The sequence below is a fragment of the Streptomyces sp. Edi4 genome (assembly GCF_040253615.1).
Lineage (GTDB): Bacteria > Actinomycetota > Actinomycetes > Streptomycetales > Streptomycetaceae > Streptomyces.
This window is the reverse complement of record NZ_JBEJGY010000004.1, coordinates 4,373,185-4,385,848: the sequence shown is the minus strand read 5'-3', so window position 1 is coordinate 4,385,848 and position 12,664 is coordinate 4,373,185. Positions and strand designations below refer to the sequence as shown.

The window sequence follows — 12,664 nt, the reverse complement described above, 5'->3', positions numbered from 1 at the left end:
CAGGCGACGGCGGCTGAGCGATCAGCCGTTGCGCTTCCAGCGGGGCTTGTCGTCGCGGCGCCCGAAGGAACCGGTGCTGGTGCCGGTGCCACGGTGCTCGTCACGACGGCCCTGCGGGCGGTCGTGGCCACCGGTGCGGAAGCCGCCGCCGGCGGGACGGTCGTCACGGCGGTCACGGTTGAACGGGCGGTCGCTGCCACCACGGTTGAAGCCACCGGAGGGACGGTCGTCACGACGGTCGCGGTTGAAGCCGCCACGGTCGCCGCGGTCGTCACGGTTGAAACCGCCGGAGGGACGGTCGTCGCGACGGAAGCCGCCTCGGTCGCCACCGCGGTCGTCACGGTTGAAGCCACCCGAGGGACGGTCGTCACGACGGAAACCACCGGAGGGACGGTCGTCACGGCGGAAGCCGCCACGGTCGCCACCGCGGTCGTCACGGTTGAAGCCACCCGAGGGACGGTCGTCACGACGGAAACCACCGGAGGGACGGTCGTCACGGCGGAAGCCGCCACGGTCGCCACCGCGGTCGTCACGGCGCTGGAAACCACCGCGGTCGTCACGGCGGTCACGGTTGAAGCCGCCACGCTCGCCACCACGGCTGTCGCGGTTGTCGCGGTTGAAGCCGCCACGCTCACCCCGGTCGCCACCACGGTTGTCGCGGCGGTCGAAGTTGCCCCGGTCGTCACGGCGCTGGAAGCCGCCTCGGTCCTCACGGACCTCGGCCTGCGCGGGCACGGCAGCGGCGGCGGCGACAGCCGCGACCTCGGCCTCGGCCTCGGCGACGACCTCGGCGACCGCGACCTCCGGGTCCTCACCGCGCTCGCGGGCGGCACGCGCCACCAGGCGGTCGGCCTCCTCGCGCAGCTCGCCGGCCCGGCGCGTCAGGCGCTCCAGCTCCTTGGTGAGCTCGGCGACCTCGCGCTCGGCCTGCTTGGCCGAGTTGTTCGCGGAGTCGGCCTGGACCTCGGTCAGCGAACGGGCGCCGGTGATCTCGGCGACCTCCGGGTCGAACGCGCCGGCGCTCTGGATGATGTGGCGCGAGGCGTCGACGCCCGCGTCCTCCATCAGCCGGAAGATCTGGCGGCGCTGGTGCGGCAGCGAAAGCGAGACGACGACACCGGACTTGCCTGCGCGGGCGGTACGGCCCGAGCGGTGCAGGTAGTCCTTGTGGTCACCGGCCGGGTCCACGTTGAGGACCAGGTCGATGCCGTCGACGTGGATGCCGCGCGCGGCGACGTCGGTGGCGACGAGCGCGTTGACGTAGCCCTTCTTGAAGTCCTCAAGAACGCGGGTACGGGCGCCCTGCGTCATGCCGCCGTGCAGCGCGTCGGCCTTCACGCCCGACTCGCACAGCTGCTCGGCGATGCGGTCCGCGCCCAGCTGGGTGCGGACGAAGATGATCGTGCGGCCCTTGCGGGCGGCGATGGCGGCGGTGACCGGCGCCTTGTCCTTCGGCTTCACCACGAGGACGTGGTGGGTCATCGTCGAGACGTTGCCCTGCGCGCTGTCGACCTCGTGCGTGACGGGGTTGGTCAGGTAGCGCTTGACCAGGGTGGAGATCTCGTTCTCCATGGTGGCGGAGAACAGCATCCGCTGGCCGCCGCCGGGGATCTGGTCGAGCAGTTCGGTGACCTCGGGCAGGAAGCCCAGGTCGGACATCTGGTCGGCCTCGTCGAGGACGGCGACCTGGACGTTGGCGAGCGAGCAGGCGCCACGGTTGATGAGGTCGCGCAGACGGCCCGGGGTGGCGACGAGGACGTCGACGCCGCGCTCCAGGGCGTAGATCTGGTTGCTCATCGACGTACCGCCGCAGACGACCTTCATCTTCAGGCCGAGCACGTCGCCGTAGGGCTGGAGCGCGTCCGCGACCTGCATCGCGAGCTCACGCGTCGGCGTGAGGATGATCGCGCGGGGCTTCTTCTTCTCGGTGTGGCCGCCGGCGAGCTGCGCCAGGGTCGGCAGACCGAAGGAGAGGGTCTTGCCGGAGCCGGTGCGGCCACGGCCGAGGATGTCCTTGCCGGCCAGGGCGTCCGGGATGGTCGCGGCCTGGATCGGGAAGGGGCTGGTCACGCCGTTCTGCGCGAGCTTGCGCACGACGCCGTCGGGCAGACCGAGGTCGCCGAAGGTGACGGTGGGCTCGGTGGGCTCGGTGTTCTCGTCCGCCTCGGACTCGACGATCTCGACGACCTCGATGACGTCGGAAGCCGCTACGGCCTCGACGACGTCGTTCTGGACGGCCTCGACGGAGGCGTTCTCGACGGCCTCGACGGAGTCGATGTTCTCGTTCTCGGGCAGGACGGAGTGGTCAGTGCTGGAAATGGACATGCGAAATGCGAAACCTTCCGGAGTCTCGGCACGCGCCCGTCAACTCCGTGAATTCGCAATTCGACCGCCTCAATGCGGTCAGCCACGGCTAGGGAGAGTACGCGCCACACGGCGCTCTTCTGTGTCGGCGCCGGGCAATGGGATCAAACGATCTACTACCATACGCACCCTCACCCCCCTAAGGCAAACCGAGTCCCCCTAAACCGGTCCGACCTGCGGTGATGCGGTCGGCTCCTGCTCGATCGGAGCCTGGTTCCGGCGCAGCGCGCTGTTGTGCGTGTCGGCCCCCGGCGTCGTGGACGGGGAGGCCGGCGGCGGAGGCGGCGAGACGGGGGGCGGGGGCGGCGAGACCGGCGGCGGCGCGGGGAGCGAACGGGTGGGGGCCGGGGGCGACGGCGTCGGCGCGCCCGGGGATGGCTTGGCCGGGCCCGCGCCGCCGGGCTTCGGGTTGGCGCCCGCCGACGGCACGGCCGGCCCCGGCGCCGGGGCCCCGCCCGGTCTTGCCGCCCCCGAGGGCCCGCCGGCCGCCTTCGGGTCGTGCTTGCCGGGGCGCCCCTTGACCTCGCCCGCGCCGCCCTTGCCCTCCTCGGGCCGCGCCGCCGCCTCGCCGTGCTGCCCGGCCGAGACCGAGGGCTTGGGCCTGCCCTCTTCGTCGCTCACGCTCATGCAGCCAGCCGACGCCACGAGGACCAGGACGGTCATGGCCAGCTCGGCCAGGCGGGCAGGGGTGGTCAACTGGCGCACGGGGGGAACCTCCGGGACACGGGAAGCGGTGGGGTCGTACGTTCCAACTCCCGCGCCCCCACGGGGGACACGCCCGGGCCAGGCCCGGCTTGCGCCCGACATCCGTCCGAGCGCGGCCGCCGAGTGGGGGCGCCCGGACATCACCCCGTTCCCGCGACCACCGGAACGGGCGGGTGTCCCGGACAATGGACCGTGTGCTGGAGATGACGCGTGACGCCTTCGAAGAGCTGGTCAGTGACGCCCTGGACAAGATCCCGCCGGAGCTGACCCGGCTCATGGACAACGTGGCCGTGTTCGTGGAGGACGAGCCCGATCCGTCCGGCCCCGAACTGCTCGGTCTCTACGAGGGGACCCCGCTCACCGACCGGGGCGAGTGGTACGCGGCCGTGCTGCCGGACCGGGTCACGATCTACATGGGCCCGACCCTGCGGCACTGCGAGACGGCCGAGGACGTGGTCCACGAGGTGTCGGTGACCGTGGTGCACGAGATCGCCCACCACTTCGGCATCGGCGACGAACGCCTCCACGAACTGGGCTGGGGCTGACGGCCCCCTTGCGTCCGGCCCGAGTACGGCGCGGTCGGGTGCGCCGGCCCGAGTACGCCGGCCCCAAGTACGACGGTCCGAGTGCGGCGGCCAAGTACGACGGTCCGAGCGCGGCGGCCAAGTACGCGGGCCGGAGTAGGGCGGCCCCGGCAGCCCGGCCCGGAGTAGGGCAGCCCCGGCAGCCCGGCTCGGAGTACGCCCCGGGCCGGGCCCCCGGTGGACCCCCGGCGGGGCGGCCCGGAACGCCCTCCCCAGGGGTCGCGGGAAACCGTTTTGGCGATACCTCCCCGCATCCCATATGCTTCTCACGTCCCCGACGCGCTGCGAAGCGCCCAGGCGGGCCAATTAGCCCTCATCGTCTAGTGGCCCAGGACGCCGCCCTTTCAAGGCGGTAGCACGGGTTCGAATCCCGTTGGGGGCACGCACAATCCTGTGCGAGACTTGGTCTCGCGCAAGCTTGGTCCTGTGGAGCAGTTTGGAGTGCTCGCCACCCTGTCAAGGTGGAGGCCGCGGGTTCAAATCCCGTCAGGACCGCTGTAGTTCACCCCGGTGAACTACGTGGCTGGGTAGCTCAGTTGGTACGAGCGATCGCCTGAAAAGCGATAGGTCGCCGGTTCGACCCCGGCCCCAGCCACCATCCAGAAAGCCCCGGCCTCGTCGCCGGGGCTTTCGTCGTATCCGGCTGTCCACGGCCGCCCCCGGCGAACCTTCGCGTCCGGGTGCGGACCGTGGACGCCTCTCGCGCGGTTCCCCGCGCCCCTCAGCTACTCGGTGCGGGCCGGCATGGGCAACCTCAGCCCGTTGCGCGAACGGGAGCGGAGCCCCAGGGGTTCGGCTTTCACGTGCGGGCTGTGGGCGGCTGGGCGCGCAGTTCCCCGCGCCCCTGGCAGGGCCGGTGCCGGCCCGCACGCATCTCCCTGCCCCCCTGGCGAGCTCGGGCCGGCCGGCACGCACACCCCCGCCCCCGGCAGAGCTCGGGCCGGCCCGCAGGGGCTATCTGGCCCGGGGCGTTCGCCCGCGCCAGCCTCGTACGCCCAGCGTCACCGCCGTCGCCGCGACCAGAGCCGCCAGCAGGGCCCAGTTCGGGACCGCGTCGGCGATGCTCTTCGTCCACTCCTCCACCGCGTACGAGTCGTCCACGTCGAGCAGCCCCGGCAGCGCCGTCGCCCCGTCGTACGCGAGGAACAGCACGCCGAGCCCGATGAAGAACAGGCCCGACAGCAGCGACGTGGTGTGGAGTTCGAAGCGGCCCAGCTTCAGCACCCGGCCGCGCAGCCACCGGCGCCCGCCCAGCTCGAAGCGTTCCCACAGCAGGGCCAGGAGGAAGAGCGGCACCGCCATGCCCAGGGCGTACACCGCGAGCAGCAGGCCGCCGTAGACCGGGCTTCCGCTCACCGCCGCCACCGTCAGGACGCTGCCCAGGATCGGCCCCGCGCAGAACCCGGCGAGGCCGTAGACCGCACCCAGGGCGTACACCGAGAGGGCGGTCGTCGGGCGGATCCGGCCCGACAGCTCCGTCATGCGCCGGCTCGCGAAGCCCATGCCCGCGATCTGCGCGACGCCGAGCGCGATGATCAGCCAGCCGCCGAAGAGCACCAGCTGGTCGCGGTGGCCGTAGAAGAGGCGGCCCGCGTACGAGCCCGCCGCGCCCAACGGCACCAGGGTCGTGGCGAGGCCCGCGTAGAAGATGCCGGTGCGTGCGAGCAGCCGGGTGCGGCTGGAGATCGAGTACGCGAAGAACGCCGGCAGCAGCAGCGCGCTGCACGGGCTGAGGAGTGCGAGCAGGCCGCCGAGGAACGCCGCGAGGTAACCGATGTGGGAGGTCACTTCTTCGCCGCCCGGGCCGCCCGCGCCGCCGCGTCGATGGCCCGCGCGAACTCGTCCATCGGCTGGGCGCCCGCCAGCGGGGTGCCGTTGATGAGGAAGGACGGCGTGGAGCTCGCGCCGAGACCGTACGCCTCGTCCTGGTCCTTCTTCACCGCCGCCTTCGCGGCGTCGCTGTCGAGGTCCGCAGCGAACCGCGCCGCGTCCGGCACGCCCGCCTCGCCGGCGAGCTCCTTGAGCCGGTCCGCGCCGAACCCCTTCTCCTTGGCGCCCTGCGCGTACGCCGCCGCGTGGAACTGCCAGAACCTGCCCTGCCGCCCCGCCGCCCACGCCCCGCGCGCGGCCGCCTCCGACTCCGCGCCGAAGATCGGGAAGTTGCGCCACTCGATGCGCAGGGTGCCGTCGTCGACGTACTTCTTCACGAGGGCGGGCTCGGTGTCGCGGGCGAACTTGCCGCAGTAGGAGCACTTGAAGTCGGCGTACTCGATCATCACGACCGGCGCGTCCGCGCGGCCCTGGGCGAGCGGGTCCCCCGCGTCGCGCCGGGCCAGCTTCATCAGCTCGGGGTAGCCGCTCGCGGCCCCGTCCGGGGACGAGGGGGCGGCGGAGCCGGCGACGGTGGGCCTCGGGTCCGGGGAACTCGCCTGGTAGGAGGCGATGCCGAGGACGGCGGCGGCGGCCACGACGGCCGCCCCGATCATGAACGGCTTGCGGGACTTGGCGGCGGGCCTGGTGTTCTTGGGCATGCGAAAACTCCGGAGGCGTACGCGCACGGCCGGTAAGGGACGCGTACAAGAAGGGGACGGACGGTCGCGGGAGGAGGACCGGCCGTCTAGACCCGGAGCACCGAGAGTTCGACGGGTGTGGGCGCGCTGAGCGTGGGGCCGCGCACCGGCGGGTTGCGGTGGGCCGCGTACAGGGCGCCGAGGACGGCGGGCGGTACGCGGTCCTCCAGGACCGGGGCGTGGTCGTGCGCGGGGCGGACGCGGACCGGCGCGGCCGGGTCTGAGTCCTGGTGGCGGCCGCCCTGGCGGCAGCCGGGCGTACCCGAGCGGTCCCTGAAGACGGGCGCGTCCGCGCGGTCCCCCGTCACCGGCGCCGACACTTGCGCCACCGGCGCGGCGGGCGCGGCCGAAGCGGTGGGGACCGGTCCGCACAGCGCCACCGCGAGCACGCCGAGCACCGTAAGCAGCACCGCGGTGAGGCGGCGGCGACGGGCTCGGGAGCGGACCATGCCCGAAATGGTACGGGGTGGGCGCCCGAGGGCTGCGAAATGCGTTCGCCACTCGTCCTTCGCGGGTGAGATCCTGGATCAGGTATGTCTACTTCCTTCGCCGATCTCCAGACGCTGCTCGACGGGGCCTCGCTGCGCGACGCCCACCGCCTGGGCCGCCGTCTCGAAGGCGCCCGCCGCATCCGTAAGCCCGAGGCCCGGCAGGCCGTGCTCGACGAGATCGCCGCCGAAGCCCAGAAGTCCGCCGAGCGTGTCGCCCGGCGCGCCGCCCGCGCGCCGGAGGTCACCTATCCCGAGCAGCTGCCGGTCAGCCAGAAGAAGGACGAGATCCTTGAGGCGATACGCGACCACCAGGTCGTGATCGTCGCGGGTGAGACCGGGTCGGGCAAGACGACCCAGATCCCCAAGATCTGCATGGAGCTCGGCCGGGGTGTGCGCGGCATGATCGGCCACACCCAGCCCCGCAGGATCGCGGCGCGCACGGTCGCGGACCGCATCGCGGAGGAGCTGAAGACCCCGCTCGGGGAGGCGGTCGGCTGGAAGGTCCGCTTCACCGACCAGGTCGACCAGAACGCGACCTTCGTCAAGCTGATGACCGACGGCATCCTGCTCGCCGAGATCCAGACCGACCGCGAGCTGCGCGCCTACGACACGATCATCATCGACGAGGCCCACGAGCGGTCCCTCAACATCGACTTCCTGCTCGGCTATCTCGCCCAGCTGCTGCCGAAGCGCCCCGATCTGAAGGTCGTCATCACCTCGGCGACCATCGACCCCGAGCGGTTCTCGCGCCACTTCGGCAACGCCCCGATCGTCGAGGTCAGCGGGCGTACGTATCCGGTCGAGGTGCGGTATCGTCCGCTCCTGGAAGAGGACAGCGAAGATTCCGACCGCGACCAGATCACCGCGATCTGCGACGCCGTGGACGAACTCCAGGCCGAGGGCCCCGGCGACGTCCTGGTCTTCCTCTCCGGCGAGCGGGAGATCCGCGACACGGCGGACGCGCTGATCAAGAAGAACCTGCGCTCGACCGAAGTCCTCCCCCTGTACGCGCGCCTGTCCCACGCCGAGCAGCACCGCGTCTTCCAGCAGCACAGCGGCCGCAGGATCGTGCTGGCCACCAACGTCGCCGAGACGTCCCTGACCGTCCCGGGCATCAAGTACGTCATCGACCCCGGCACCGCCCGCATCTCGCGCTACAGCCACCGCACCAAGGTGCAGCGCCTGCCGATCGAGCCGGTCAGCCAGGCCAGCGCCAACCAGCGCAAGGGCCGCTGCGGCCGTACGAGCGACGGCATCTGCATCCGGTTGTACTCCGAGGACGACTTCCTCACCCGGCCCGAGTTCACCGACGCCGAGATCCTGCGGACCAACCTCGCGTCCGTCATCCTCCAGATGACCGCGGCCGGCCTCGGTGACATCGAGAAGTTCCCCTTCATCGACCCGCCGGACCACCGCAACATCCGCGACGGCGTCCAACTCCTCCAGGAACTGGGCGCGTTGGACCCTTCGGAGAAGGATCCGAAGAAGCGCCTCACCGAACAGGGCCGCAAGCTCAGCCAGCTCCCCGTGGACCCGCGCCTGGCCCGCATGGTCCTGGAGGCCGACAAGAACGGCTGCGTACGCGAGGTCATGGTCATCGCGGCCGCGCTCTCCATCCAGGACCCGCGCGAGCGGCCGAGCGAGAAGCAGGCCCAGGCCGACCAGCAGCACGCCCGCTTCAAGGACGAGACCAGCGACTTCCTGGCCTACCTCAACCTGTGGCGCTACGTGCGCGAGCAGCAGAAGGAGCGCGGATCCTCCAGCTTCCGCCGGATGTGCAAGCAGGAGTACCTGAACTTCCTGCGCATCCGCGAGTGGCAGGACATCTACTCCCAGCTGCGTACGGTCGCCAAGACCATGGGCATCCACCTCAACGAGCAGGACGCGCCCGAGCAGTCTGTGCACACCTCGCTGCTGGCGGGCCTGCTCTCGCACATCGGGCTCAAGGACACCGAGAAGAACGAGTACCTGGGCGCCCGCAGCGCCAAGTTCGCGATCTTCCCGGGTTCGGCGCTGTTCAAGAAGCAGCCCAAACTCGTGATGTCGGCGGAGCTGGTGGAGACCTCGCGCCTGTGGGCCCGGGTGAACGCGAAGATCGAACCGGAGTGGATCGAACCGCTCGCCCAGCATCTGCTCAAGCGCACCTACAGCGAGCCGCACTGGGAGAAGGACCAGGCCGCGGTGATGGCGTACGAGCGGGTCACGCTCTACGGCGTGCCGATCGTGGCCAACCGGAAGGTCAACTACGGCCGGATCGACGCCGAGGCCTCGCGCGACCTGTTCATCCGCAACGCGCTGGTCGAGGGCGACTGGCGCACCCACCACAAGTTCTTCGCGGACAACCGCAAGCTGCTCACCGAGGTCGAGGAGCTTGAGCACCGCGCCCGGCGCCGCGACATCCTGGTGGACGACGAGACGCTGTTCGACTTCTACGACCGCCGGGTGCCCGACCACGTCGTGTCGGGCGCGCACTTCGACTCGTGGTGGAAGCACAAGAAGCGCGAGGAGCCCGAACTCCTCGACTTCGAGCGCGAAATGCTCATCAACGAGAAGGCCGGGGCCGTCACCAAGGACGACTATCCGGACTCCTGGCGCCAGGGCCCGCTGAAGTTCCGCGTGACCTACCAGTTCGAGCCGGGCGCGGACGCGGACGGCGTGACCGTGCACGTGCCGCTCCAGGTCCTCAACCAGGTCACGGACGAGGGCTTCGACTGGCAGATTCCGGGCCTGCGCGAGGAGGTCGTCACGGAGCTGATCCGCTCCCTGCCGAAGCCGATCCGGCGCCATTACGTGCCGGCGCCGAATTACGCGGCGAAGTTCCTGGACCGCGCGGTTCCGCTGCAAGAGCCCCTGCCGGTGACGCTGGCCCGGGAACTCCAGCGGATGGTGGGCGTCCCGGTCACGGCCGACGACTTCGACCTCATGCGCGTACCGGACCACCTCAAGATCACGTTCCGGATCGTCGACGAGCGACGCCGCAAGCTGGCCGAGGACAAGGACCTGGAAGCGCTCAAGCTCCAGCTGCGCCCCAAGGCACGCCAGGCCCTCTCCAAGGCCGCCGCGGCGACCGCGGGCCCCACGGGCGAGTCCATCGAGCGCTCGGGCCTCACCACGTGGACGATCGGCACCCTGACGAAGGTCTTCGAGACGCGGCGGGCCGGTCAGCCGGTGAAGGCGTTCCCCGCGCTGGTGGACGCGGGCGATTCCGTCTCCGTACGCCTCTTCGACACCGAGGCCGAGCAGCGGCAGGCGATGTGGCGCGGCACCCGGAAGCTGATCCTGCTGGGCATCGCGGTGAACCCCGCCAAGTTCGCCTCGGACAAGCTCACCAACCAGCAGAAGCTGGCGCTGTCCCGCAATCCGCACGGCTCGATCCAGGCCCTGTTCGACGACTGCGCCATGGCGGCGGCGGACAAGCTGATCGCGGACCACGGGGGCCCGGCGTGGGACGAGGAATCGTTCCGCGCGCTGCACGACAAGGTCCGCGCGGACCTGGTGGACACGACGGTGCGCACGGTCGGCCAGGTCGAGCAGATCCTGGCCGCCTGGCAGGCCTGTGAGCGCCGTCTGAAGGCCACGAACAGCCTGACCCTGGTCGCCAACGTGGCGGACGTACGCACGCAGCTGGCGGCGCTGGTGCCGTCGGGCTTCGTCACGCTCACCGGCCTCAAGCGGCTGCCCGACCTGATGCGCTACCTGGTGGCGGTGGACCGCAGGCTCCAGCAGATGCCGACGGCGGTGCAGCGCGACACCACGCGCATGGAGAAGGTCCACGAGATGCAGGACGAGTACGCCTGGCTGCTGGAGCAGTTGCCGGCGGGCCGGCCCGTTCCGCAGCAGGTCCTGGACATCCGCTGGATGATCGAGGAGCTACGGGTGAGCTACTTCGCGCACGCCCTTGGCACGGCGTTCCCGGTCTCCGACAAGCGCATCGTGAAGGCGATCGACGCGGCGGCGCCGTAGCCGGCGCATCGCTGAGAGTGAGTTCGACCTGACCAGCGCACCTGCTGTACAGTCTCACTCGCAGCCAAGCACAACGGGCTGCGGAGCAAGGTCCTGTGGAGCAGTTTGGAGTGCTCGCCACCCTGTCAAGGTGGAGGCCGCGGGTTCAAATCCCGTCAGGACCGCGTAAATCGGAGCCCGCATCCCATCCGGATGCGGGCTCCGGCGTTTGCCGGCACACCCGGCGGGCCGCGACCTGCGGCGAAGCCGCGCACAGACACAGCAAATCCCGTCAGGACCGCGCGAATCGGAGCCCGCATCCCATCCGGATGCGGGCTCCGGCGTTTGCCGGCACACCCGGCGGGCCGCGACCCGCGGCGAAGCCGCGCACAGACACAGCAAATCCCGTCAGGACCGCGTAAATCGGAGCCCGCATCCCATCCGGATGCGGGCTCCGGCGTTTGCCGACACACCCCGCAGGCCGCGACCCGCGGCGAAGCCGCGCACAGACACAGCAAATCCCGTCAGGACCGCGCGAATCGGAGCCCGCATCCCATCCGGATGCGGGCTCCGGCGTTTGCCGGCACACCTCGAAGGCCGTACCCACCGGGTGCGGTCTTCGTCGTTGTCCGCCAGCATGTCCGCCACCCCGGCCGGTGCCCTGTCCGCGCTCTTGACGGGCGCGGCCGACGCCGGTACCCCTGCAAGGAAGGAGAGCGGGGGCTGCCCAGGAGGTGGCGCATGGCGGCGTCGGCATCGCAATCGGTGAGGCACGAGACGCGTGCGCTGCTGCGCGCCCACCTGTCGGCCGCTCTGGGCTATCGCCACCTCACCCGGCACTGCGCGGTCTGCCATCGCCTCCTGCGGCTCGCCATGGAGGTTTCCGTCCCCACTGACTCCGCGGACCCCGAGGACGAAAGTCCTTCCACCCGGTGACCAATGGCGCGGTCCCGGCCGCCCGCGCGGTGAAAGGCTCTGCCTGAACGGGACTTGACGGTGTGACCGGAGTCACGGAACGAGTTTTCGGAGTGGGCGAACTTACACCTCCCCTACAACGTCCCGATTTAATATGTGCAATTGCACCCCTCCCGTAGGCGCAGTCCGGGAGGTATCGGAACGCCCCGTCACGGACACTTCACGGGCCGGCCGGGGGAAGTGCCGGATGTGCCGGACAAGGCCGGACATAAAAAAATCGCGCTGGACCCGGCGGAGTCCAGCGCGATCGACGACGCACCACCCGTTGGGGCGGGCAGGGCGCCGTGTGGAGCTATAGGCGGGCTCGGCCGGGGTGGGGGCCCCGGAACGCCCGGATTACTGGGGTGTTGTTCAGGCCTCGCTGCGCTGCTGCGGAATACCCGCCAGCAGTGCGCGGACCTCTGCCTCGCGGTACCGGCGATGTCCACCCAGCGTGCGGATGGACGTGAGCTTGCCAGCCTTGGCCCAGCGGGTCACCGTCTTCGGGTCCACGCGGAACATCGTGGCGACCTCAGCCGGGGTCAGCAGCGGCTCGGCATCAGGGGTGCGAGCGGTCATGAGCGGCCTCCTCGGGAGAACCGAACCTTCTCGGTTCTTTCCTCTAAATTCTGCACCTTGACCCGCGTTGCCCGAAATGGCGGACGCGAGCCGAGTCGGTTATAGGACGAACGGCTTGTCCTCGGCACTACAACTACACCATCCGTCCAGCCACGTCGGCCAAACCGATGGAATTGCCCTCCCAGGTGTTCATCAGCGACGGAAGCCGATGGACCATGCCATAGCGGACAGTCACGCCACCGTGACGATCAGTCACAGAGCGATCAGGAGTCGTCAGACCCCCCATAGCGAGCAATACCGAGCAATCCACCCTTACTTGGGCGGAAGGGATCCTCCCCGGACCCCTTGTCCTATTTTGGCACGAGGGTGGGGTCTGGGCGCAAGGGCGAGGTAAGTGCGTTCCATCACGCTTGAGGCAAAGGCCCGGATCAGGACCTACGTCCTGGGGCGGGCGCCGACGCACCGGAAAACCCGT

9 protein-coding genes and 4 tRNA genes are annotated in these 12,664 nt (G+C 70.6%); 7 read left to right on the top strand and 6 right to left on the bottom strand.

Annotated elements, in window-relative coordinates; all coding sequences use genetic code 11:
* Positions 1-21 precede the first annotated feature (21 nt).
* Positions 22-2,325, bottom strand: a complete 2,304-nt coding sequence (locus ABR738_RS21885) for a DEAD/DEAH box helicase (protein WP_350231676.1) — start codon at positions 2,323-2,325, stop codon at positions 22-24.
* A gap of 198 nt (positions 2,326-2,523) precedes the next feature.
* Entirely contained in the window at positions 2,524-3,069 is a 546-nt protein-coding gene (locus tag ABR738_RS21880; protein ID WP_350231675.1) for a hypothetical protein, read from the bottom strand.
* Positions 3,070-3,263: 194 nt separating this feature from the next.
* On the opposite strand from ABR738_RS21880, the gene ABR738_RS21875 reads away from it, so the two are divergent.
* The 4 genes from ABR738_RS21875 (at position 3,264) to ABR738_RS21860 (ending at position 4,251) form a co-directional block, all read left to right on the top strand.
* On the top strand, positions 3,264-3,614 hold the full coding sequence (locus tag ABR738_RS21875; RefSeq protein WP_350231674.1) for a metallopeptidase family protein: 351 nt from the start codon (positions 3,264-3,266) through the stop codon (positions 3,612-3,614).
* Positions 3,615-3,962: 348 nt separating this feature from the next.
* Positions 3,963-4,035: transfer RNA gene (locus ABR738_RS21870), tRNA-Glu, on the top strand.
* Positions 4,036-4,073: 38 nt separating this feature from the next.
* A tRNA-Asp gene (locus ABR738_RS21865) sits at positions 4,074-4,148 on the top strand.
* Between the two features lie 26 nt (positions 4,149-4,174).
* Positions 4,175-4,251: transfer RNA gene (locus ABR738_RS21860), tRNA-Phe, on the top strand.
* A gap of 356 nt (positions 4,252-4,607) precedes the next feature.
* Here the strand turns inward: ABR738_RS21860 and ABR738_RS21855 are convergent.
* The 3 genes from ABR738_RS21855 to ABR738_RS21845 all read right to left on the bottom strand — a co-directional run bounded on the left by ABR738_RS21855 (position 4,608) and on the right by ABR738_RS21845 (position 6,672).
* Complete coding sequence (locus ABR738_RS21855; protein WP_350231673.1) at positions 4,608-5,441, bottom strand: cytochrome c biogenesis CcdA family protein; 834 nt, start codon at positions 5,439-5,441, stop codon at positions 4,608-4,610.
* Positions 5,438-6,184 carry a DsbA family protein gene (locus tag ABR738_RS21850; RefSeq protein ID WP_350231672.1) on the bottom strand — a complete coding sequence of 249 codons (747 nt, stop codon included), beginning with the start codon at positions 6,182-6,184 and terminating at the stop codon, positions 5,438-5,440. The genes ABR738_RS21855 and ABR738_RS21850 overlap by 4 nt, the downstream gene beginning before the upstream one ends.
* Positions 6,185-6,270: 86 nt before the next feature.
* On the bottom strand, positions 6,271-6,672 hold the full coding sequence (locus ABR738_RS21845) for a hypothetical protein (protein WP_350231671.1): 402 nt from the start codon (positions 6,670-6,672) through the stop codon (positions 6,271-6,273).
* Between the two features lie 84 nt (positions 6,673-6,756).
* Here ABR738_RS21845 and hrpA point away from each other — a divergent pair, with 84 nt between their 5' ends.
* The 3 genes from hrpA to ABR738_RS21830 all read left to right on the top strand — a co-directional run bounded on the left by hrpA (position 6,757) and on the right by ABR738_RS21830 (position 11,592).
* A complete protein-coding gene (gene hrpA, locus ABR738_RS21840; protein ID WP_350231670.1) occupies positions 6,757-10,677 on the top strand; it encodes an ATP-dependent RNA helicase HrpA in 3,921 nt (1,306 codons plus the stop codon).
* Between the two features lie 89 nt (positions 10,678-10,766).
* Positions 10,767-10,841: transfer RNA gene (locus ABR738_RS21835), tRNA-Asp, on the top strand.
* Between the two features lie 556 nt (positions 10,842-11,397).
* Entirely contained in the window at positions 11,398-11,592 is a 195-nt protein-coding gene (locus ABR738_RS21830; RefSeq protein WP_350231669.1) for a DUF6274 family protein, read from the top strand.
* A 390-nt stretch (positions 11,593-11,982) separates the two neighbouring features.
* Here the strand turns inward: ABR738_RS21830 and bldC are convergent, their stop codons facing one another.
* On the bottom strand, positions 11,983-12,189 hold the full coding sequence (gene bldC / locus ABR738_RS21825) for a developmental transcriptional regulator BldC (protein ID WP_003949541.1): 207 nt from the start codon (positions 12,187-12,189) through the stop codon (positions 11,983-11,985).
* Positions 12,190-12,664: the final 475 nt, after the last annotated feature.